The organism is Paraburkholderia lebeckiae, from assembly GCF_014201005.1.
Lineage (GTDB): Bacteria > Pseudomonadota > Gammaproteobacteria > Burkholderiales > Burkholderiaceae > Paraburkholderia > Paraburkholderia tuberum.
Map to the genome: position 1 here is coordinate 281,670 of NZ_JACHDK010000009.1, position 22,877 is coordinate 304,546.

General features: G+C 62.5%; 13 protein-coding genes and 2 pseudogenes. 9 read left to right on the top strand and 6 right to left on the bottom strand.

What is annotated here, in order from left to right; translation table 11 throughout:
- Positions 1-78: 78 nt before the first annotated feature.
- Positions 79-3,381, bottom strand: a complete 3,303-nt coding sequence (gene ppc / locus HDG39_RS19800) for a phosphoenolpyruvate carboxylase (protein ID WP_260328086.1) — start codon at positions 3,379-3,381, stop codon at positions 79-81.
- A 482-nt stretch (positions 3,382-3,863) separates the two neighbouring features.
- Between ppc and hemC the strand changes: the two genes are divergently transcribed.
- The 6 genes from hemC (at position 3,864) to HDG39_RS19830 (ending at position 11,555) form a co-directional block, all read left to right on the top strand.
- Entirely contained in the window at positions 3,864-4,862 is a 999-nt protein-coding gene (gene hemC / locus HDG39_RS19805) for a hydroxymethylbilane synthase (RefSeq protein WP_184007874.1), read from the top strand.
- The gene (gene hemDX, locus HDG39_RS19810) at positions 4,862-6,853 is read left to right on the top strand and encodes a fused uroporphyrinogen-III synthase HemD/membrane protein HemX (RefSeq protein ID WP_184007877.1); all 1,992 of its coding nucleotides are present in this window, start codon (positions 4,862-4,864) and stop codon (positions 6,851-6,853) included. Before hemC ends, hemDX begins: the two co-directional genes overlap by 1 nt.
- 2 nt (positions 6,854-6,855) lie before the next feature.
- Positions 6,856-8,046: a heme biosynthesis protein HemY gene (locus HDG39_RS19815; RefSeq protein ID WP_018419756.1), complete on the top strand. Its 1,191-nt coding sequence runs from the start codon at positions 6,856-6,858 to the stop codon at positions 8,044-8,046.
- Positions 8,047-8,273: 227 nt separating this feature from the next.
- Positions 8,274-9,302, top strand: coding sequence for an SDR family oxidoreductase (locus HDG39_RS19820; RefSeq protein WP_184007966.1), 1,029 nt, complete (start codon positions 8,274-8,276; stop codon positions 9,300-9,302).
- A 114-nt stretch (positions 9,303-9,416) separates the two neighbouring features.
- Complete coding sequence (locus HDG39_RS19825; RefSeq protein ID WP_184007879.1) at positions 9,417-11,156, top strand: SulP family inorganic anion transporter; 1,740 nt, start codon at positions 9,417-9,419, stop codon at positions 11,154-11,156.
- Between the two features lie 36 nt (positions 11,157-11,192).
- Positions 11,193-11,555: a hypothetical protein gene (locus HDG39_RS19830; RefSeq protein WP_184007881.1), complete on the top strand. Its 363-nt coding sequence runs from the start codon at positions 11,193-11,195 to the stop codon at positions 11,553-11,555.
- A gap of 242 nt (positions 11,556-11,797) precedes the next feature.
- Here the strand turns inward: HDG39_RS19830 and HDG39_RS19835 are convergent, their stop codons facing one another.
- On the bottom strand, positions 11,798-13,324 hold the full coding sequence (locus HDG39_RS19835) for an aldehyde dehydrogenase family protein (protein ID WP_184007883.1): 1,527 nt from the start codon (positions 13,322-13,324) through the stop codon (positions 11,798-11,800).
- Between the two features lie 310 nt (positions 13,325-13,634).
- On the opposite strand from HDG39_RS19835, the gene HDG39_RS19840 reads away from it, so the two are divergent.
- Together HDG39_RS19840 and HDG39_RS35150 are read left to right on the top strand one after the other, a co-directional pair.
- Positions 13,635-15,689, top strand: coding sequence for a sigma-54-dependent Fis family transcriptional regulator (locus tag HDG39_RS19840; RefSeq protein ID WP_184007885.1), 2,055 nt, complete (start codon positions 13,635-13,637; stop codon positions 15,687-15,689).
- A gap of 896 nt (positions 15,690-16,585) precedes the next feature.
- Positions 16,586-16,888: a hypothetical protein gene (locus HDG39_RS35150; RefSeq protein WP_311666874.1), complete on the top strand. Its 303-nt coding sequence runs from the start codon at positions 16,586-16,588 to the stop codon at positions 16,886-16,888.
- Positions 16,889-17,471: 583 nt separating this feature from the next.
- On the opposite strand, the gene HDG39_RS19850 is transcribed toward HDG39_RS35150, so the two are convergent.
- The 4 genes and pseudogenes from HDG39_RS19850 to HDG39_RS35155 all read right to left on the bottom strand — a co-directional run.
- Complete coding sequence (locus HDG39_RS19850) at positions 17,472-19,271, bottom strand: NosD domain-containing protein (RefSeq protein ID WP_184007887.1); 1,800 nt, start codon at positions 19,269-19,271, stop codon at positions 17,472-17,474.
- 104 nt (positions 19,272-19,375) lie between these two features.
- Positions 19,376-19,776 (bottom strand): annotated as a pseudogene (locus tag HDG39_RS19855) (transposase); the annotation flags it as partial.
- Positions 19,777-19,819: 43 nt separating this feature from the next.
- Entirely contained in the window at positions 19,820-20,917 is a 1,098-nt protein-coding gene (locus HDG39_RS19860; protein ID WP_184007889.1) for a hypothetical protein, read from the bottom strand.
- A gap of 129 nt (positions 20,918-21,046) precedes the next feature.
- Positions 21,047-21,255 (bottom strand): annotated as a pseudogene (locus tag HDG39_RS35155) (IS110 family transposase); the annotation flags it as partial.
- Between the two features lie 281 nt (positions 21,256-21,536).
- Between HDG39_RS35155 and HDG39_RS19865 the strand changes: the two are divergent.
- The gene (locus tag HDG39_RS19865) at positions 21,537-22,565 is read left to right on the top strand and encodes an acyltransferase family protein (protein WP_184007891.1); all 1,029 of its coding nucleotides are present in this window, start codon (positions 21,537-21,539) and stop codon (positions 22,563-22,565) included.
- The last annotated feature ends 312 nt before the right edge of the window (positions 22,566-22,877 follow it).

Genomic DNA, 22,877 nt, shown 5'->3' on the forward strand with positions numbered 1-22,877 from the left:
CTGGATTCGCGCAATGAGAAAAGCCGGGTGTGACCTGCGTCGGCCACACCCGGCTTTTTGTCCACCAATGCGGCAACCTCAACCGGTATTGCGCAACCCCGCCGCGATTCCGTTGATGCTCAAATGAATGCCGCGCCGCACGCGCGCATTCGTGTCGCCCGCGCGATAGCGTTTGAGCAGTTCGACCTGCAGGTGATTGAGCGGATCGAGGTACGGGAAGCGATTCTTGATCGAGCGCGCGAGCAGCGGATTCTCGGCGAGCCGGTCGCTCTTGCCGGTGATCTCCGACAACGCCTTCGACGTGCGTTCCCACTCGGCGACGATGCGCTCGAACACATGCTTGCGCAGCTTCTTGTCGGTCACGAGCGCGGCATAACGCGACGCGACCGCGAGGTCGGTCTTCGCGATGACCATGTCCATGTTCGACATCAGGGTCGAAAAGAACGGCCAGCTCTTGTGCATCTTCTGCAGCAGCGCGAGACGGCGCGCGCGTTCGGCGTCGGACGGCGCGCTGTCGAGGTGCTCGGCCACCGCGCTGCCGAAGCCGTACCAGCCGGTCAGCAGCAGCCGGCATTGACCCCACGAGAAGCCCCACGGAATCGCGCGCAGATCCTCGATCTTGCGTTGCTTCGGATCCTGCAGCTTGCGCGACGCGGGGCGGCTGCCGATGTTCAGCTCGGCGATCTCCGCGATCGGCGTCGACTCGAAGAAATACTCCTTGAAGCCCGGCGTTTCGTAGACCAGCGCGCGATACGCGGCCATCGCCGTATCGGACAGCTGCTGCATCCTTTCCTCGTACACCGGCAGCTCGGCCAACGTGTGGTCGTGCGGCAGCAGCGACGCTTCGAGCGTCGCGGCCACGACGGTTTCCAGATTGCGCCGGCCGATTTCCGGATTCGCGAACTTGCTCGCGATCACTTCGCCCTGCTCGGTCAAACGGATCTGACCGTCGACGGTGCCCGGCGGCTGCGACAGGATCGCCTGGTAGGTCGGGCCGCCGCCGCGCCCGACGGTGCCGCCGCGCCCATGGAACAGACGCAGCGTCACGCCGCGTTCGTTGAACAGCGACACGAGCGCAAGCTCCGCGCGATACAGCTCCCAGTTCGACGTCAGGAAGCCGCCATCCTTGTTGCTGTCCGAGTAGCCGAGCATCACTTCCTGCTCGTTGCCCTGATGTTCGATCAGCGCGCTAATGCCTGGCAGCGCGATCAGATCGCGCATGATGTGCGGCGCGTTGCGCAGGTCGGGGATCGTCTCGAACAGCGGGATCACCATCAGGCCGGCGCGCGCGGGGTCGTGCTCGTCGCCGAGGCGTCCGCGCAACAGGCCGGTTTCCTTCTGCAGCAGCATCACCTCGACCAGATCGGAAACGGTCTCCGTGTGCGAAATGATGTAGTTGCGCACCGCGCGCGCGCCGAACTTCTCGCGCGTCATGCGCGCTTCCTCGAGCACCGCGAGTTCGCTTTTCGCGAGCTCGGAGTAGTCGGCGGAGCGCACGCGCAGCGCGCGCGGCTGCGCGAGCTCGGCGACCAGCACGTTCAGCTTGTCGGCTTCCGGCAACGCCGCGTAATCGTCCTCGACACCGGCGCGCTTGAGCAGCTCGGCGATTACCGCTTCGTGGATGTCGGAGCTTTGCCGCAGATCGATGCTCGCGAGATGGAAGCCGAACACTTCGGCCGCGCGCGCAAGCGGCGCGAGACGCGGCGCGGCGAGCGGCGCGCCGTGATGCTCGGCGAGCGAATCCATCAGCACGTGGAGGTCGCGCACGAAGTCGGAGGCGTCGTCGTAGGGAAGCGCGCGGATCGGCGCCGCGCCTCGGCCGGCGCTGCGCAGCGGCACGCTGCCTTCGCCCAGGCGCACGCGCGCGCTCGCCGCGAGCCGTGTGTATATGCCGATCAGCGCGCGACGATACGGCTCGTCGGTGCGATGCGGCGAGTGGTCGGGCGAGATGGCCGCGAGCTCATTCAGCGCATCGCTCGCGCCGACGAGCACATTCGACATCGATAGCTCCGCGCCGAGCTTGTGCACCTGCTCCAGGTAGTGCTCGAAGATCACCGCGGCCTGCCGCGTGATCGCGTTTTCGAGCGTTTCGGCGGTGACGTTCGGATTGCCGTCGCGATCGCCGCCGATCCAACTGCCCATCTGGAAGAACGGCGGCAGGCGCGCTTCGAGGCCATGCTCCTTCAGCGCCTCCTCGATGTCGGCGTACAGCGCCGGCAGTTCTTCGAGGAAGGTGCTGCGGTAGTACGACAGCGCGTTTTCGATTTCGTCGGCGACCGTCAGACGCGAGTCGCGCAGCATGCGCGTTTGCCACAGCGACGTGACGCGCGCGCGCAGCATCGCTTCGTTGTGCGCGCGCTCGCGGTTCGTCAGCGGCTGGTCGCGCTCGGCGAGCAGACGCGCGATGTCGTGCTGCGCGTCAAGAATGCTCTTGCGCTGCACTTCGGTCGGGTGCGCGGTCAGCACCGGCATGATCAGCGCGTCGTCGAAAAACCGCTGCAGCACCGGTGTCGCGGCGGCACCAGCCGCGGCGAGCCGCTCGAGCGCATGGGCGATCGTGCCCGGCTGCGAGGCCGAGCCCGCGAGCGCGTGAATTCGGTGACGGCGGTTGCGGTGACGGTCCTCGGCGATGTTCGCGAGATGCGAAAAGTAGCTGAACGCGCGCACGACGCTGACGGTCTGCTCGGGCGTCAGCGTGCGCAGTTTCTTGTCGAGCGTCTGCGCGGCGGCGCTGTCGTCCTCGCGACGGAAACGCACCGCGGTCTGCCGGATCGTCTCGACGATGTCGAACACCGCCTCGCCTTCCTGCTCGCGCAGCACGTCGCCGAGCAGACGCCCGAGATAGCGGATGTCCTGGAACAGCGGGTGGTCCTTGTCCTCGCGCGTGCGGCCGCCGCTCTTCGCGGTGGTCGCGGCGGCGGACTGAGCCTGCGGCAGGTCCTTCAGTTTCGACGGTTTCGCGGCGCGCGGGAGTGTTGCGTCGCCATCGACCTTGGCCTTGGCCGGCTTGCGCGCGGTGGCCGACGTCGCGGCCTGTTCAGCCTTGCTGGCCTTGCCGGCTTTCGACGCCTTTTGCGCCTTGTCCTGCTTGACGGGCACCGAGGTCTGCGCGGCCTTCGGGGCTTTGGTGGCGCGAGCGGCGAGGGCGCGGCGCCTGGCGCGCTGGTCGGCGCGCGTGTCGCCATGTTGACCGACGCTCGACGATATAGCGTGCGCGGCAACGTCGGACAGGGCGTCAGGCGCCGCGGCGTCGGCCGGGCGAGCGGTGGGCGAGGCAGTGTTGCGGCGGGCGGGGCGCGCCGATCCGGAAGACGTCACGATGAGTTTCCTCGGGGAAGCCAGGGTCTGTTGATTGATGAACTGCGACTGCGGAACTGCCATCAGCAAGTGCAACGTGAACTGCGTGCAACAGGGACTACGCAACGGACTGCAAGACGGACTGCTAGTGCAACTGCAACGGAGACTTGAAACGGCGACTGCACACGGCGATTGCTCGACCCACTACGAAGCGGTCCGCGCGTGCCGCACCGCGTACGCGGAACGACACGAGCGCTGCCGAATCGCGAGACGCCGACGAGGGAGAGAGGGGCCACGGGCCGCCAGCCCGCGCTGGGACCGAACACGCGGCAGGCATTGCCTCAGCATGTTCGCCGCATTGCATCATCCCGCATGCCGCCGCGCAGTGCGCGAACGACCGTACGTGACAACGCGGAATGGAGGCGTTCGCGCGTGACGCGAAGCCCATCTCCTCCGTCGATACCGCTTGCGCACGGCGCTTCGCCGTGCCTTGGAACCAAAGGGCGCGAACGAGGGCGCGTGCTAACATTGATTGTTATTCCATCCCGACATCCAGCAGCAAGCTAATGAACACCGAGACGTTTTCCACGCCACCCCACACGCTTGTGATTGCGTCGCGAGAGAGCCGCCTTGCCATGTGGCAAGCCGAGCATGTGCGATGTGCGCTGCACAAATTATATCCATCTTGTGACGTAAAAATCCTCGGAATGACGACACGTGGCGATCAGATTCTCGATCGCACGCTGTCGAAGGTTGGTGGCAAGGGGCTCTTCGTGAAGGAGCTCGAAGCCGCGCTCGCCGATGGCCGCGCCGACCTCGCGGTGCATTCGCTGAAAGACGTGCCGATGGAGTTGCCGGCCGGTTTCGCGCTGTCCACCATCATGGAGCGCGAGGACCCGCGCGATGCGTTCGTGTCCAATCAGTACGACTCGCTCGCCGCGTTGCCGGCCGGTGCCGTGGTCGGCACCTCGAGCCTGCGGCGTGAGGCGATGCTGCGCATGCGCTATCCGCATCTCGACGTGCGGCCGTTGCGCGGCAATCTCGATACCCGACTCGCCAAGCTCGATCGCGGCGATTACGCGGCGATCATTCTGGCCGCGGCCGGGCTGAAGCGGCTGGGTCTCGCCGATCGCATCCGCGCGCTGCTCGATCCCGAGGACAGTCTGCCCGCGGCGGGCCAGGGCGCGCTCGGCATCGAGATTCGCGCCGATCGCGCGGACCTCGCCGCATGGCTCGCGCCGCTGCATCATCAGCACACGGCGGCGGCCGTCGAAGCGGAGCGCATGGTATCGCGCATGCTCGGCGGCAGCTGCGAGGTGCCGCTCGCGGCCTACGCAACCTGGGGCGATGGCGCGCTGCATCTGCGCGGCATCGTCGCGACGCCGGACGGCCAGCGCGTGCTGAGCGCGCAGGCGTCGGCGCCGGCGCCCACCGTCGAACGCGCGCTCGCGCTCGGCGAGGAAGTGGCGCACTCGCTCGTGCAGCAGGGCGCCCTCGACATCGTCCGCGCGCTCAGTACGGCGAGCGGTCCCGCGGCCGCGCCCGGCGCGGTGGCCAGCGAGTGATGGCCGCCGTCTCGCCCGAGAAGGCGCCTTTCACGGTCGTGATCACGCGGCCGGCCGGCCAGTCGAGCGAACTCGTCGAACAGCTCGAAGCAGCCGGACTCGCGTCGCTCGACTTCCCGCTGATCGACATCGCGCCCGTCATCGACGACGCGCCGTTGTGCGCCGCGCTCGCGTCGCTCGAACGCTACGCGCTCGTCGTGTTCGTGTCGCCGAACGCAGTCGATCACGCGTTCGCGCGCCAGGACGATATCTGGCCGCATGCGCTGCCGATCGGCGTGGTCGGCCCCGGCAGCGTGCATGCGCTCGCGCGCCACGGCGTCAGCGCGCCCGAGCATCGCGTGATCAGCCCCGCCGCGGGCGCCGACGACGAATCGACGAGCTTCGACTCCGAGAGCCTGTTTGCCGCGATCGAGGCGCAACTCGGTGCCGCGGGCCTCGAAGGCAAGCGCGTGCTGATCGTGCGCGGCGACGGCGGGCGCGAATGGTTGAGCGAGCGCCTGCGTGAAGCCGGCGCCGAAGTCGACGCGGTGGCCGCTTACCGGCGCATCGTGCCGGAGCCGTCGATCGGCGCATGGGCGCGCGTGCACGAACTGCTCGCGGGCACGCCGCACGCATGGCTTCTGACCAGCTCCGAAGGCGTACGCAATCTGCACGAACTCGCGCACGAGCATCTGACCGCCGGCGAGATCGAGCAGCTCAAACACGCGCCGCTCGTCACGCCGCATCCCCGCATCGCGCAGACCGCGCGGGCATTGGGTTTTGATAGGATTACGGTGTCCGGCGCGGGCGACGAGCGCATAGTCCGAGCCCTCGTTGCCGCGGCCGCCGTGCCTCCCGTCGTCCAACCGGTATCGTCCAACCCGGCTCAACCACGCATGACTGAAACGAACGCATCCACGAACGCCTCACCTCAGCCGCCCGCAAGCGCCGCCTTGCCGCCGAACCAACCCTTCACGCCGTACGAAGCGCAAAAGCGCCGCAGCACGAGCGGACCGCTGCTGTGGTTTGTCATCGTGGTCATCGCGTGCGCGGCGGGCGTGGGCGGCTTCGCGATGAACCGCAAGCTGGTGCGCACCGAGCAGGAACTCGCGCAGCGTCAGCAGGCCAACGACACGCAGACCAACGAACTGCGCATCAAGATCGACCAGGCGCTCGCCACCGTGCATCAATCGGACTCGCAGGTCGCGCAGCTCGAAGGCAAGCTCGCCGATGCGCAGGCCGCGCAGCAGGCGCTGCAACAGCAATACGCGGATCTCGCGCGCAATCGCGACGACTGGACGCTCGCCGAAGTCGGGCAGATGCTGTCGGCGGCGAGCCAGCAGTTGCAGCTGACCGGCAATACGCAGCTCGCGCTGTTCGCGTTGCAAAGCGCCGATACGCGCCTCGCGGCGTCGGACAGTCCGCAGGCGGTCGCGGTGCGCAAGGCGATCGCGCAGGACATCGACAAGCTGAAGGCCGCGCCGTCCACCGATCTGACCGGCCTCGCGATCAAGCTCGACAACGCGATCGATCACGTGAACGGCCTGCCGCTGTCGGGTGAAGCACCGATTCCGCGTGCCACGCCGCATGCGGCCACGTGGGCCGACACCGCGAAGGTGGCCGCCGCCACCGGCAAGCCGCGCTGGAAAGTGTGGATCGACGAGGTCACGCACGGCATCGGCGAACAGCTGACGAGCCTCGTGCAGGTGCGCCGTATCGACAACGCCGACGCGATGCTGGTCACGCCGGATCAAGGCTACTTCGTGCGCGAGAACCTGAAGCTGCGTCTGCTGTCGGCGCGTCTCGCGCTGCTGTCGCGCAACCAGACCACGCTGAAGTCCGACCTGCAGGCGGCGCAGTCCGCGTTGACGCGCTACTTCGACGCGTCGTCGAAAGACACGCAGACGGTCATCGATCTGGTCAAGCAGGTGGACGCCGGTTCGGCCGCGGTCGAGCTGCCGAACCTCGATACGAGCCTGCAGGCCGTCAATCAATACCGGAACCGGGGTTAATCATGGCGATCCGGGGACTCCTATGGCTCGCGGCGCTGTTCGCCGTCGCGGTCGTGCTCGCGGTGGGCGGGCGCTTCGACGCTGGGCAAGTGCTGCTGATCTATCCGCCGTACCGCGTCGACATGTCGCTGAACCTGTTCGTCGTCGGGCTGGTGGTGCTGTTCATCCTGCTCTATGCGCTGTTGCGCATCATCCGCAATGTCTGGCGCATGCCGCAGCGCGTCGCCGCGTACCGCGCACGTGCGCGTGTCGCGAAGGCGCACGCGGCGTTGCGCGACGCGATCGGCAACCTGTACGCGGGGCGTTTCTCGCGCGCGGAAAAGGCCGCCAAGGACGCGCTCACGAATGGCGACAACAAGGGCGCGGCCGGTTTGATCGCGGCGACCGCTGCGCATCGCATGCATGAGTACGCGCGGCGCGACGAATGGCTCGCGCAGATCGACGAAGCCGACTGGCAGGACGCGCGCCTGATGGCCACCGCCGACATGCGCGCCGACGGCCGCGACGCCGACGGCGCGCTCAATGCGCTGACCGAGATGCAATCGCAGGGCGCGCGGCGCATTCACGCTCAGCAAATCATGCTGCGCGCGCAGCAGCAGCTGAAGAACTGGGGAGAAGTGCTGAAGCTCGTGAAGACGCTGGAGAAGCGCGAGGCGATCCATCCGGCGGTCGCGGTGCGGCTGCGTCAACTGGCGGCGGAAAATCTGCTGCGCGATCGTCGCCACAATGCGGATGCGCTGCTCGAACTATGGAACTCGCTATCGGCGACCGAGCGTCATTCGCCGCGCCTCGCCGACACCGCCGCCGAACTGCTGGTCGCGCTGAACCGTCCTCAGGAGGCGCGCAAGATCGTCGAGGAGGCGCTCGCGCAGAACTGGGATGCGCGCCTGTTGCGACGCTATCCGGATACGGCCGGCGGCGATGCGTTGCCGCTGATCCAGAAGGCCGAGGCGTGGCAGAAGGATCGGCCGGAAGACGCGGACCTGATGTTCGCGCTGGGGCGCCTGTGCCTGCATCAGCAGTTGTGGGGCAAGGCGCAGTCGTTCCTCGAACGCGCGCTGAAGCTTGCCGACAACGAGACGCTGAAGATCCGCTCGCATCGCGCGCTCGCGCGTCTGCACGAGCAGTTGGGCGATACCGACAAGGCGAGCCAGCACTATCGCGAGAGTGCGTTGGCGATGAACGTGACGTGAGTTCGGCGCTTTCGGCCATGCGCTGAAGCGCGCAAGCCCCGCAAACCGCTACCTGATGGCCGCAGCCTCGCGCTGCGGCCATTTGTTTTTCCGGCGGCCGAGCGTGCGCTGGACTCGCGCGCAATTCGCAGATCCCCAGCTCGAATCGTCGGGACTGCGCTTTGCTTCACCACCTCACTGGATGCGCAACCTCGGAGGTGTTCAAAGTGGCCAGCGACGCTGTGACGGTGCAAACCGAGACCCGCAGCGGCGACGTCGAGCGCAAGGGCGTCGTCGTCATTACAGGGGCAAGTGCCGGCGTGGGGCGCGCGAGCGCGTCCGAATTTGCGCGGCAGGGCTATGACGTTGGGCTCATCGCGCGCGAGCCGCGACGGCTCGCTCGTGCCGCCGAGGAGATCGCCGCGACCTATGGCGTGCGCGCACTCGCAATTCCGGCCGATGTCGCCGATGCCGACGCGATCGAGCGTGCCGCGCAGCGTGTGAAGCGCGAGTGGGGCGGCATCGACGTCTGGATCAACGTCGCGATGGCGACCGCGTTTGCGCCGGTGTCGGCGCTCAGCGCGCGCGATGTCGAACGCGGCACGCAGGTGACCTATCTGGGGCAGGTCAACGGCATGCTGGCGGCGCTCCCAGTGATGCGCGCGCGCGGGCACGGGACGATCGTCAATGTCGGCTCGGCGCTCGGGTACCGGTCGGTGCCGTTGCAGTCGATCTATTGCGGCGCGAAGTTTGCCGTGCGCGGCTTCACCGATTCGTTGCGTTCCGAGTTGCTGCACGACGGAGTCGATATCCATCTGACGATGGTCGATCTGCCCGCGGTCAATACGCCGCAATTCGACTGGGCGCTCAATCGCACGGGGCGCAGGGCGCGGCCGGTGGCGCCGGTGTTTCAGCCGGAAGTGGCGGCACGGGCGATCTACTTTGCGGCCACCCATCGGCGGCGGCAGGTGTGGGTCGGGTGGTCGACGGTCAAGGCGATCCTCGCGAACCGGATCGCGCCGACGCTGCTCGACCGCTATCTCGCGCGTGCGGGTTACGACGGGCAATTGACCGATGAACCGTTGCCCGCCGATGCGCCCGCGAATCTCTACGAGCCGGTGCCAGGCCACTACACTTCGCATGGTCGCTTCGATGATGAAGCGCGTGCGTACTGCTGGCAGATGTTCACCAATCGGCATCGCCATGCGGTGTACGGCGCGGCAGTGATGGCGCTGGCCGGGGGCGTCGCGTGGCTGCTGAGGCGCCAGCGGCCCTGATGCGCGGCCGGTCGGCCTCATCCCTGTCGCCGACGGAATGTCTGGACTATCCTTCGAATGACGGTACCGTCCACAAACCGTGGTGCGGCGTCCTCGACTACGGACATTCCAAAAATGGAAGCGGACAGGCCAGTTCCTCGCAAGGAACAGACTGCTGTAAGCAGCGCACACGGCTGGATGCGCTGGCTGCCGGGACTGACGGTGCTCAAGGCGTACCGGCTGAGCTGGCTGCCGAACGATCTGACGGCGGGACTGGTGCTGACCACGATGCTGGTGCCGGTTGGGATCGCTTACGCGGAGGCGTCCGGCGTCCCTGGCGTGTACGGCCTCTACGCGACGATCGTTCCGCTGTTGGCGTATGCGCTGTTCGGTCCGAGCCGGATTCTCGTGCTCGGTCCCGACTCCGCGCTCGCCGCTCCGATTCTGGCGGTCGTCGTGCAAATCGCTGCGGGCGACCCGTCGCGCGCGATTGCGGCGGCCAGCATGATGGCGATCGTGTCCGGCCTGTTCTGTATCGTGATGGGCTTGCTGCGGCTGGGATTCATCACTGAATTGTTGTCGAAACCCATTCGCTACGGCTATATGAACGGCATTGCGCTCGCCGTGCTGATCAGTCAGCTCCCCAAACTGTTTGCCATCTCGATCGAAGAGCGCGGGCCATTGCGGGACATCGTGAGCCTCGTGCAGGCCATCGCCGATGGCAAATCCAACTGGTATAGCTTCGCGGTGGGCGCTGGAAGCCTCGTGCTGATCCTGTTTCTCAAGCGCTTCGAAAAGCTGCCGGGCATCCTGATCGCCGTGATCGTCGCGACGTTGTGCGTCACCGCATTGCACCTCGATAGCATTGGTGTGAAAGTGCTCGGCAAGATTCCTCAAGGCCTGCCGACCTTTGCTCTGCCGTGGGTCACCGACGCCGATCTGGTCAAGATTCTGCTCGGCGGCTGCGCGGTCGCGCTGATCTCGTTCGCGGATACCAGCGTGCTGTCGCGAACTTTCGCGGCACGTTTTCGCAGCCGCGTCGACCCCAATCAGGAGATGGTCGGGCTCGGCGCGGCCAATCTTGCGGCCGGCCTGTTCCACGGCTTCCCGATCAGCAGCAGTTCGTCGCGCACGCCGGTCGCCGAGGCGGCGGGTGCGAAGACGCAACTGACGGGCGTCGTCGGCGCGCTGGCGGTCGCGGCGCTGCTGATGGCCGCGCCCAATCTGATGCGCTACCTGCCCAACAGTGCGCTCGCCGCGGTCGTCATCGCGGCGGCGATCGGTCTGTTCGAGATCACGGACCTGAAGCGGATTTTCCGCATCCAGCAATGGGAGTTCTGGCTGTCGATGGCCTGCTTTGCCGGCGTCGCGGTGTTCGGTGCGATCCCCGGCATCTGCTTCGCGGTGGTGATCGCGGTCATCGAATTTCTGTGGGACGGCTGGCGACCGCACTACGCGGTGCTCGGTCGCGTCGAAGGTTTGCGCGGCTATCACGACTTGCAGCGCTATCCGCATGCCCAGCGAATCCCCGGGCTCGTGCTGTTTCGCTGGGATGCACCGCTGTTCTTTGCGAATGCCGAGCAGTTTCAGGTGCGCCTGCTGCAAGCCGTCGCCGAATCGCCGGCACCGGTGCGGCGTGTGGTGGTGGCGGCCGAACCGGTGACGAGCGTGGACGTCACCTCCGCCGACATGCTGCGGGAACTGACGCGCACGCTCGACGAGCGCGGGATTGCGCTGCACTTTGCAGAGGTGAAGGATCCGGTTCGCGACAAGCTCAGACGTTTCGAGCTGACCGATCTGATTGGCGATGCGCGCTTTCATCCGACGGTGAGCAGTGCGGTTGATAACTATGTCGAGGGGGTTGGGAAGGAATAGTATTCAGACTTGGAGCTGGGTCACCGGAGAGCCGGCATGCGCCTGCCGTCCGCTTCTAAAACGCCTGCGAAAACGGTTTGGGACCGCGCCAGTTCGCATCGGCTCGAGATTCAGGCCAGGGTTCTCGATGTCGCGGTCCGCAATAACAGACAGCACTTGCAGTTTCTTCGCAAGAGTGCCGAGCGGCTCCTTGCGGACCGGACAGCACAGCTCGATCGAACACCGGATGCCTCGCTCCAGGCAGTACTCCGGGCGCAGGACGAGCGCGTCTGGAATCTTCAAGTTCGCGATATCGACGCCCCCATTCGGGGTATCGGCACACAGCAGCTCGCGGTGACGCCTGGTTTGCACCGTGACGAGCCCACATTTGTCCTACGGACACCGGTGACAAAAATCTGATCCGAACACATGCGCGCACCCTGAAGCTCCCACTCGCACATGTCGAGTCCCAGCTGGCTGAGCGGGCCAAATGGATCCGGCCGGACCTTGAGAGCGAAACGGCTTCAAGTGCCTTTCTGGACCGGCGAGCTATATGTTGTTCATCCCCGAGGAATGGGAGAGCAAGTATCCTGCAATGCTCTCCGAGAAAAGAAAGGCTGCATTCTTCGACACGCGCCGTCCATAGACGACGCGCCCTGCGCTTAGAAGAACCCCAGCGCCTCCGCCTGATAGCTGACCAGCAGACACTTCGTCTGCTGATAGTTCGACAACGCCATCTTGTGTGTTTCGCGCCCGATCCCCGACTGCTTGTAGCCACCGAAGGCCGCATGCGCCGGATACAGGTGATAGCAGTTGGTCCACACGCGTCCCGCCTCGATCTCGCGTCCCATCTTGTAAGCGCGGGTGCCGTCGCGAGTCCACACGCCCGCGCCCAGGCCATAGTACGTGTCGTTCGCGAGTTCGATCGCTTGCTGTTCGTCCTTGAACGTCATCACCGAGGCGACCGGCCCGAAGATCTCCTCCTGGAACACACGCATATCGTTGTTGCCGAACAGCATCGTCGGCTTCACGTAGAAACCTTCGCCGAGGCCGGCGCCAGGCGTTGCGCGCTCGCCGCCGACGAGACACCGCGCCCCTTCGTCCCGGCCGATGTCGATATACGACAGGATCTTGTCGAGCTGCTGCTGCGATGCCTGCGCACCGATCATCGTTTCGAGGTTCAACGGATGGCCGGCCTTGATGCGTTCCACCCGGGCGATCGCCTTCTCGATGAAGCGCTCGTAAATCGACTCCTGAACCAGCACGCGCGACGGGCACGTGCACACTTCTCCTTGATTCAGCGCGAACATCGCGAGACCTTCGAGCGCCTTGTCGAGGAACGCGTCGTCGCGATCTAGCACGTCGGCGAAGAAGATGTTCGGGCTCTTGCCGCCTAGTTCGACCGTCGACGGGATCAGGTTGTCCGCGGCTGCGTGGAGGATGCGCTTGCCGACCGGCGTCGAGCCGGTGAACGCGATCTTCGCGATGCGCTTGCTGGTGGCGAGCGCTTCGCCCGCTTCCTTGCCGAAGCCGTTGACGATGTTGATGACCCCGGCAGGGAACAGGTCGCCGATCAGTTCGACCAGCACGAGTACCGAAGCAGGCGTCTGCTCGGCGGGCTTCATCACGACGCAGCAGCCGGCCGCGAGCGCGGGCGCGAGCTTCCATGCGGCCATCAGCAGCGGAAAATTCCACGGGATGATCTGACCGACCACCCCAGCCGGCTCGTGAAAGTGATAAGCGACCGTGTTGTCGTCGATCTCCGAGATGCCGCCTTCCTGCGCGCGGATGCAACCCGCGAAATAGCGGAAATGATCGACGGCGAGCGGCAGGTCCGCGGCCATCGTTTCGCGCAGCGGCTTGCCGTTGTCGATCGTCTCGGCGACCGCGAGCAGCTTCAGGTTCTTCTCCATGCGCTCGGCCACCGCCAGCAGCAGGTTCGCGCGTTCTGTCACCGAGGTCTTCGCCCATTTGCGGCGCGCTGCGTGCGCGGCGTCGATGGCGAGGTCGATATCGGCAGCGCTCGAGCGAGGCACGCGACAAAACGGCTGCCCGTTGATCGGCGACACGTTGTCGAAATAGTCGCCGCCGACCGGCGGTACCCACTTGCCGCCGATGTAGTTTTCGTAACGCTGGCGGTAGGGATACTCGATGTCGATGCCGAGGGCTTTCAGGTCAAATGGATTCATCACTTGTCTCCGTTTTGTGATGTTGATCGGGTGACTGCGCGGGACCACATCAGGCACGAACCGTACCAATGCATCGAAGTGGGATATTTCAGGGACTGCGGTGAGCTGTATGGCGGAAGTGTTCCGTTTCGGAACAGTCGCGCGGGCAGCGGGTGTTCAGAAACGCCGCAGATTCGGCCGACGCTGACGCAGATCAAGGATGCGGGCCCGCGCGGGGTCGCCGCACGCGTCGGGCGGAATGACAAAGGGAGTATTCTGTTGACACGCATCGAAGCGTCCGGCACGACCTGGGCGCATTCAGGAGGAGACAATGCGCGACGACGTTCATCCGTTCGGCGTGGCGGCGGCTAACCGCTCCAAAGGTTGGCCCGCACCGGCGATCCAGAAAGCCCACGAACGCTCCGAGACGTTCGGCCTGCGCGCATCGATCCGGCCGGATTACGACATCCTGTCCGACACGGGACTCGCGCTGAAGCGCGAACAGAACCAGGTGCTGTGCGCGCATGCGATGCCGGTCATGGAGACGCTGCGCGAGCAGATCGTCAATACGCAAAGCATGATCGTGCTGACCAACGCCGAAGGGTTGATCCTGCATTCGATCGGCGATGACGACTTTCTGCATCGCGCGGAAAAAGTGGCGCTGCGGCCTGGCGCGAACTGGGCCGAGGATCGTCAGGGGACCAACGCGATCGGTACCTCGCTGGCCGAGGGGTGTGCGATGGTCGTTCATGGCGATCAGCACTATCTGGCGTCAAACCGCTTCCTGACCTGTTCGAGTGTGCCGATTCTCGATCCGCACGGCGATCTGACCGGCGTGCTCGACGTGACGGGCGACCACCGCAGCTATCACCAGCACACGATGGCGCTCGCGAAGATGTCGGTGCAGATGATCGAAAACCATCTGTTCTCGACTGCATTTCGCGACGTGCTGCAAGTGTCTTTTCACGGACGGCCGGAATTTCTCGGCACGCTGATGGAAGGGATCATTGCGTTTACCGATGATGGTCGCTTTCTGTCCGCCAATCGGAGTGCGCAGTTTCAGTTGGGCTTGTCGCTCGCTGCGTTGCGCGCGCATACGCTGTCGTCGCTGTTTCAGATCTCGTATGCGCAATTAATCGACCGGTTGACGCATGGCGTCGCGCCGCATCTGATGCTGAATTTGCACAACGGTGCGGTGGTTTGCGCGCGCGGGCAGTTCAGGCGGTCGTCGTTTGGGCTGGGGCGTGGGGCCGTCGATGTGCAGGGTGCAGTCGCGCCGCGACCGGTGTGTGCGAATGCGCGTCAACCGGCCGCGGGACTGTCGCGACTCGGCGATCTCGATACTGGCGATGCTCGTGTGTCCGCACTGATCGCGAAGGTTCGCAAGGTGCTCGGCAAGGATATTCCGATTCTGATCACCGGCGAGACCGGTACCGGCAAGGAGTTGCTCGCGCAGGCGATTCATAACGATTCGCCGCGAGGTGATGGGCCGTTTGTGGCGGTTAACTGTGCTTCGATTCCGGAGTCGCTGATCGAATCCGAGCTATTCGGATATGAAGAGGGTGCGTTTACCGGCGCGCGGCGTAAAGGGGCGATCGGCAAGCTGATGCAGGCGCATGGAGGCACGCTGTTTCTCGATGAGATTGGGGATATGCCGCATTCGTTGCAGGTGCGGTTGCTGCGTGTTTTGCAGGAGCGGGTTGTGACGCCGCTTGGGGCGACGCGGGCGGCTCCTGTTGATGTCGCCATTATTTGCGCGACACACCGCAACTTGCGCGAGATGATTGCGCAGAACCAGTTTCGTGAGGACCTTTACTATCGGATCAACGGGCTTGCGGTTCGGTTGCCGGCGTTGCGTGAGCGGAGCGATCTCGCGGTCGTCGTTCAAAAGATGTTGCAGTGGGAATCAGTCGAAAGCGGGGGGCGGCAGGCGCTCAGCGTTGCGGCTGATGTGATGGCGACGTTCGGGCGACATGCGTGGCCGGGTAACTGTCGGCAACTGGCTAATCTGCTACGCACTGCGGCGGCGATGGTGGAGGAGGATGGGGTGATTCGGTGGGAGCATTTGCCGGATGATTTTCTGGATGATGTGGGGGGCGCGGGTTGCGGCGATGGCACGGTTGGACAGGGGGACTCTGCTGCGTCGGCCGCTTCGAGCTCTTCAGCCCTTTCGGCCGGTTCAGCTGCGGATGCCCCTGCTGCCGGCGATGCGTCGCTGCCCGACGGTGCTCGGCTGCAAGATGTTGCCACCTCTGTGGTTGCGATGACGCTGGCGCGCTATGGCGGAAACGTGTCTGCCGCGGCGCGTGCGCTCGGGGTCTCGCGGAACACTATCTATCGCAGGATGTCGGCTGTGCAGCCGGGGCGGGTGGCGGAAAAGGATTGATGCGGGAGTTTGCGCAGGACCAGTCGATAATGGCCGCGGTGACCGGCCATTGTTTTCTCTATGAGTCGACTTGCTTGCGTGCGGTCTACAGTAGCCGAAGCACTTTTCCTTTTCACGACTCGCACCGCACGCGGATCGCTTGCAGGCGCGCGACGCATCCGTGGCCCGTTGGAGCGGGTGATGCCAACGCGTCCCGGCGAGCTACTACTGCTTGCAAATCTCACCGGCATCGCCGCAATGACCGGTCTGCTTCCGAAATCCCGAGCGGTAACGCCGCCGCTGTCGCAAACTGCAGCGGTCGCCGCGCAGCCAGCCGGCACGCCGCTCGACTCGGCTCAACCGCTCGGCTCAACCGTATGCGGAGCAACAAGGCACGCGGACCAACACGGTGAGCGAACCCCATGTTCATCACCACCATAGCAGTGCGTCGTCGCCAGCGCCCAGATACGCGCACGACGATATTTACCGTAATGCCACCCAGCCGCCACCTCGACCCGTTGCCGTCGACCCTAATGCAGGTGAGGTTGTCGCGGTCAACGCAGTCCAAACGCAAGAGCCGACCACCGGGCTCGGCGCAGTAGGCGGTTCGGTGGCAGGCGGGCTGCTGGTCAATCAGGTTGGGCAAGGGGGCGGCCGTGTTCTGCGACGATAGCGAGTGCGGTTGGCGGCGGCGTTGCCGGTAACGGTTATCGAACATGCCGTACGCAAAGATGCCACCTACCTGTCTATGGCGATTCGCTGAGTGCTTCGTAAGCACGCAGAGAACCGGAGGGCACAGCGCCTTACAAACGGTTACCAGGCTGACACTTCACGTTTATTTGTCCATTAGAGCTACACATACAATCGATATCGCTAAATCGCATCAACACCCGATGGCAGCGAACAGGGAGATAAACGTGAAGCGCATTTTCATTTTGTGTATTGCAGGCGCTTGCGCTGCGTGCACTTCGGGCGCGGCGCTGGCTCATGTAGACCTTGGTGTTTACCTTGGCGCGCCGGGGCCAGTTTATGTCGCGCCGCCCCCAGTGGTCTATGAGGCGCCACCAGTGACTTACGTGCCTGCTCCGGCCTATGGCTACGGGTATGGCTATGGCTATGGGTACGAATACAATGACGACCGTGACAGGCACTGGCACCATGACCATGGTTGGCACAGGGGCTGGGAGCACCATCATCGTCATGGGGACGATGACGAATAACCTGGCACTGCACCCAATTCGCGATATCGCAGCTTTGTTCTGACGACGCCGAAGCCTCGTTCCGAAGGCCGCCGTTCCTTGCGGCAGCGGCAGCTTTGCGGCACCAGAACTGAATGGGTACAACCGCCCAGTTGCAGCCGTTCGCCGTCGCTGCAACACGTTCATTCGACCGGTTGAATCCACCATCGAACTGCTGACTTTGATAGTCGGATCCTGCTGGACCGGCCATCGGCCAGAGCGGGCCATTCGGCCAGTCCTACGGACGGCCCTTGGTGCCATTGAGCGCTGCAAGGTCCGAGCCTGCAGGCGCCCACGATATCGCTTGCGTCCGGCTTGGGCGACGGAAATAGTGGTTCGATCAGTGCCCACAGTTTGTCATCGATGACGGGTGCTGGCATTCCTTGGTCCGTTGTTCAGACATCCAAGGTCAACCGTTATGCGGAAAGTAATCCGCCCTCCCAGGTTCTTTTTTGAACTGACCTTTAATTGACTCTCTTCTATTGATACCTTCTGCAGGTCATAGAAGAGCGCATGCGCGCGTGTTGTCGCGTCGAAAAACTTTCGCCGCAACGGCTGTGCAGCGTTAGCAATTCGCGTTGTTCTCCACGATCATGCGCTCGCTGCTTTCCACGGCGTAGTGACGCGAACAACCCGCTGAACTGTTCCCCGTCACCGACATAGATTTGCACTGGTATAGATCGATGTCGGTCTTACAGTCTCGCAAGAAATTTCCCGAGATGACGCCGCCAACCCGGCCCTCCACCGCGATGCCGACTGCATCTGGTCCGTTGAAGCCTTCCACGATATTGCCGACCAATACGGCCGCGCTTTTGTTCGAGCGAAGATCGATACCGTTGCGCGGGCTGTTCTGGCCAATTACCGTATTGCCGTTCACGACCGGATCGGCGACGTCATAGCAGCTAATTCCAAAGTCTCCCATTGCTCGAAGATTGTTATTACTGATGGTGGGGTAATCCTGGCTTTGCGCCCAGATGCCGATCACATGCCCAGCAGCAAGGCAGGACACACTGTTATCTGTAACAGTGATGCCTTGACCCCGGTCGTGCCAGGTGAAAGTCAGATCAAGCGAACCCGCCTTGATAGACTGGCTCGCGACCACGGCGGCGCCAGCAACGCTCAGCACATACGTAAGAGGTGGAACACCTGTGCCGCTGATACGCTGCCCGATCTGGATAGCGGGATTAGCTGTGGCGAGCGTGATATTCGGCGTGCCGTTTGCCGTGGCCCGCTGCTTGGGCAAGACCGCGACCGAGTCCGGATTCAGTCCTTGCAGAGAAATGGCTGCGTCGGCCGAGCCTTGAGTCAAATCCACGGTATTGCCGGAAATGATGCATTGAATTGCGCCGCCATACACCTGGATTCCAGCCCGAATCGGCGCATAACTGGAACCTGACCGGTCACTAGCCGGACGGCTGACTATCACGGCGTTACCCATCACCGTGCATGAACGCGAGCGAACCACCGCGATACCCCACCACGTCGAGCCTTCACACGTATTGCCTGTGATCGCGGTATTGTTGACGTTCTCTGTCACCACGCCTCTGCGAAACGCGCCTCGCACCACGTTGCCAACGATCGTGCACTGGTTATCTTGCAGTGGAAACGAGTACGCATGGTATTCCGCCAGCCCTTCGACATGAATGCCTGTGCGACAATCCTGTCCCGCCTTGGCCGTCACGAGGTTGCCGGTCACGGTGGCACAGCAGCCCCAGATTGTGATGCCGTCTCCCCGATCTTCGCCGTACTCGGATTGGGTGTCGGCCGGTCCTCCTCCTGCTCCGATGCAATCCAAGATCTTGTTGTTGGCAATGGTGAAGTCATGGTATTCCCCGTCCGACTCAACCTGTATGCCGTTCTGAAACTGGAAAATAGTCGAGTGCGTCACGCTTCCAATATTTGCCCGGAACAAGATACCCACATTTCTATTGCCTGTTCGTTCCTGAAGAAGATTGGGATTGGTGATAAACACGCCGTCGAAGTCACAACCGCTTGCGTTCACGGTGATCGCCGCGGCGTTCGCAATGCCGGCTGTGAACCGCAGTTCGCCGCCGCCCGAAAGGCGAATTCTCTTATTTACACTGAGTGGCCCAGTCAGATTGAAAACACAATTCTCCGGGACGATGAGCGCGGAAGCGGCATTGTCGAGTGCGGCCTGAAACTCGCGCGTGTGATCCAGCAACGGCTTCCCGGATAATGCATCCTTGCACACTCTCGACGACATGCAATCGAGCAGATTGACCGCCTGGTGTTTGTCTTCTCGTTGCGCCGTCAATGTTGCACCCGTGGCGGCCGCGCATCCTCCGATCACAGCGCCGGCACCTGTCGCAAGCCTTGCGAGAAAGTTGCGTCTTGGTTCGCTCATTAAGAAGTTGCTATTAGAAGGTTTTGATCGGAGCCTTGCGACAATGCCAGCTTCCTAAGAAGCTCTAAGGCAATGAAATTTGTAGTTGTCGCCAAATGGTTGACACAGGAGGCGATTTTCATGAATGGCTCATGCATGAGAACGAGGCGTTCGAACCGGACGCGAAGACGCCGGAAGTTGTGCAACCAGGCAACGGTACGCTCAACGACCCATCGGGTCTTGCCGAGGCCGCCGCGCGGTTCGCCACGGCGGGCAATGTGCGTGGCAATGCCAGCGGCATGTAGCGGGCGACGGAACTTGTCGTGATCGTAGCCGCGATCGGTCTGCCCAACCTTGGGTTTTGACAGTGGCCGGCCGCCGGCTGCAGCACGAATAGTATGCCGGTCAATACGGCCCGGTCGTCCAGCGGCTTGCACCCCGGGTACCGGGTTCGTCGTGGCTTCGGTCGTGGCAGAAGAGGTTCGATCAGGGACCACAATTCGTCATCGAGTATTGGTTTAGCCATGGCCTCCTCGTTGCCGAAACAATGAAGAGGGTAACAGAGCCGACTACGGGTTAACGACCCTTCGACTCATTTCGTTAGAGATTTTGAGTCCGCGAAGGCGAAGTATCAGATAAAGGATGATGGGTGAAATCGGCGACAGGTGCTTGAGATATGACCCATAGTCCGGTTCGAACAAGGCCTGAGTGGCGATGAAACTGAAGAGGAAACAGAAACACAGCCTATCGAATTGCACCGCGGGAAAGAGTGCAATCACCAGGCGATAGCGATTGAAAAGCATGACGAAGGTAAGAAACACGCCAATGCCGCCAGCAGTCTGGAGTGGCGACCCAGACGTTATCAACCTTAGTGGCACGAAAAAGGTAGTCCATGTGAGCACAACATTCACGATGCCGATAATCATTCCGTCGCCGTTGAAGAAAGGCTGGATGATTGAGCTGGCGTCATTCTCATCGCGGTATTGGTTGACGGCCTGGCGCGCAAATTCAATCGATTGACCATAGACATTGGCAAACACCACGGACACCACTGCGAACAGCAAGAGTCCCATGAACAGAAGAGCGACTGGCCGCCTCATAAACGGCGGCGCGAAATACAAGACGAACGTCGCGCATAAGGTAATGGCCCAATACGATCGGAAATAAACTGCCACAAGCATCGCGCCAATGGCGAAGATGGGCATCACCGCTCGGGAGCCGTGCAGGCTGAATACCACGAGCATCAGAAGCGCAATGACAATCTCCTTGGAAGGCAGACCGACATACACTGTCTGATTGACAAGCCAGAAAGCGACAAGAACCATTTCGATAACGGTAAGGGACTCAACTCGCGCTTTCCAAACAGCGATGGTCAAACTGAGGACCGAGGCGGCGAAGCCAATCAGCGTTATCCCAGGATTGGTCAAGCTGAAAAACTTGAAGATCCACGCCAGGTTGTCGAACGAATCTCCGTACGCCTCAACTTTTGTCACGGTCTTCATCCGGTCGCTGATAACGAGCTCGTCGAGCAGAAATTTCGCAGGCAGCACCGAGTCGTGGGCCGTTGCAACAATGCATAGCACAAGCAACACGACGCACCACGTAGCCGCCGAGAGGTCCGGTGTAGCATGACCGCCGATAAGACTGGGCACCTTGACGATTCTCATGGTTGGTTCCTAACGCCGCACTGACGCTAAATGGGATATCGGCTGTGAAATTCGGTTTGAACGTCTGCTCAGCGTGGTCCATATCGTCTGTCAGATCTCACCGCGAGCGATGCGCAGGCAATTGTCAGCTTTATGCCCCGTTTCGATCAACCGTCGGGCCCAATGCTGTGATCCGCTGCACGACTCCATGCCGACGAGGCACGGTTTGCGATTGGCAAAGTATTCGAGAGACACCGCTCGCTTGATCGGCCGTTCACGATTTCGCCGCTATCCCGATCCACCCAGTGAACCTGCATTACGTTCTTTGCGATGTCTACACCCACGACCATATGTGCCATGACAGATCCCTTGGTTCGGTTGAGCAGATGAGTATGATCAATCACTTCTCAATACGGTAGAAATCCGCATAGCAGTGGATCGCTCACACGGACCGACTGGGTGGGGGCGTTCATATCATTCAAATCAATGCAATCGGCGGGGTGCTATTTGACACCCTATCAGCACATTTGCTCGAAGGGGTGCGCTTGCATGCATGCGTCCGAAAGCGACAGTGTCTTGTCGCTTTCAAAGGTAATCGTCGTGGAATTCTCATTAATGGTCCCAAAAGAGAGGTCTCGCGATGAATGCGCCTGCCGGCACGCTGAAGAATATTCAAGTCGCGCGAGCTGTGGCCGCCTTAAGCGTTGTAGCCTATCACCTCGGCGCCATGCCCTTCGGACAAGTCGGCGTGGATGTTTTCTTCGTCATCAGCGGCTTCATCATGTCGTACATCGCGCCTTCGGATGGACGCGCGTTTCTCGCCAAGCGAATTGCAAGAATTGTCCCGCTATACTGGCTGCTGACCTTTGGTGTGTATGCGATCGCTGTCCTCGAGCCCCAATGGTTGAACACGACGACAGAAGGTGCCTCCTATCTCGTCAAGTCGCTTCTGTTCATTCCGTATATCAAGGAAAATGGCAACTGGGGACCACTGCTTAGAAATGGATGGACCCTAATCTACGAGATGTTCTTCTACCTAGTCGTTGCGGTATCGATTTTATGTGTCCGCGCAAAATATGCCACCTTACTCAGCAGTGTGATTCTCATTCTGGCGTGCGGTTTTGCATCGGCACACGGAACTGGAAATCTCATTGCCGACTATCTGATGCAGCCCTTGGTGCTGGAGTTCTGTCTTGGTGTCGCCTGCTACTGGATTTTCCGGAGCAATCATTTCGGCCGGATCAAACCTGCGATATGGGTTACGGTAGCGATTCTCAGCGTAATCACGATAGCCGGACTCAACGCGGTCTTCGGTGATCCAGAGGGATTCCAGCGGGTTGCAAGATATGGCATGCCAGCATTCGCTATCATCGTTTCACTTCTTGGGCTTGAACGATCGGGAGTCATATTCCGTAACCCTGTGCTAGCTCAAATGGGCGCAGCGAGCTACTCCATCTATTTGCTTCACCCCTATGCGATCGGAGCGATGGAAAAGGTCCTTCATGTTCACGCCGGTATCAGTACTGCAACGGGTGCCTTTGCTGCGCTGATTGCGATTGTCGCCGTGTGTGTTTCGGGATGGCTATGTTTCCGTTACGTTGAAGCGCCAATGCAGGGGATGCTGAAGCGCTTCCGGGTTCGAGCGCCACGAGTCAGGCCATCCGCTTGATGCTAGCCGGGCCGGCGTAACGGCCTGGGGGACGCCCACCAGAGCGGTGTATCCCCGCATGACACAGCCGGATGAGCTGCTGCACACGGTTTATGTAAAAGCCGTCATGCTTGCTGTCGTATTGGGCTTGTTCGCGATCTCTTGCCTGCTGGCGACACGAAACTACCACCTGAACGTCGCACTGTGGGTCGGATTGCCCGCCGCCGTCGAGTCGATACTGATTTACTGGCTTACTAGCGGGCGCAGGTGCACTTGTGGGGCGCCTCTTCCTGGCTGCTAGCCTGATAACATTCGCTGCGTTGCGGATTCATC

Coding starts and splice junctions, on each gene's coding strand:
- hemDX (WP_184007877.1), top strand. CDS start 4,862: ATGGCCGCCGTCTCGCCCGAGAAGGCGCCTTTCACGGTCGTGATCACG.
- HDG39_RS19830 (WP_184007881.1), top strand. CDS start 11,193: ATGCGCCTGCCGTCCGCTTCTAAAACGCCTGCGAAAACGGTTTGGGAC.
- hemC (WP_184007874.1), top strand. CDS start 3,864: ATGAACACCGAGACGTTTTCCACGCCACCCCACACGCTTGTGATTGCG.
- HDG39_RS19825 (WP_184007879.1), top strand. CDS start 9,417: ATGGAAGCGGACAGGCCAGTTCCTCGCAAGGAACAGACTGCTGTAAGC.
- HDG39_RS19840 (WP_184007885.1), top strand. CDS start 13,635: ATGCGCGACGACGTTCATCCGTTCGGCGTGGCGGCGGCTAACCGCTCC.
- HDG39_RS19865 (WP_184007891.1), top strand. CDS start 21,537: ATGAATGCGCCTGCCGGCACGCTGAAGAATATTCAAGTCGCGCGAGCT.
- HDG39_RS19815 (WP_018419756.1), top strand. CDS start 6,856: ATGGCGATCCGGGGACTCCTATGGCTCGCGGCGCTGTTCGCCGTCGCG.
- HDG39_RS19860 (WP_184007889.1), bottom strand. CDS start 20,917: ATGAGAATCGTCAAGGTGCCCAGTCTTATCGGCGGTCATGCTACACCG.
- HDG39_RS19835 (WP_184007883.1), bottom strand. CDS start 13,324: ATGAATCCATTTGACCTGAAAGCCCTCGGCATCGACATCGAGTATCCC.
- ppc (WP_260328086.1), bottom strand. CDS start 3,381: ATGGCAGTTCCGCAGTCGCAGTTCATCAATCAACAGACCCTGGCTTCC.
- HDG39_RS19850 (WP_184007887.1), bottom strand. CDS start 19,271: ATGAGCGAACCAAGACGCAACTTTCTCGCAAGGCTTGCGACAGGTGCC.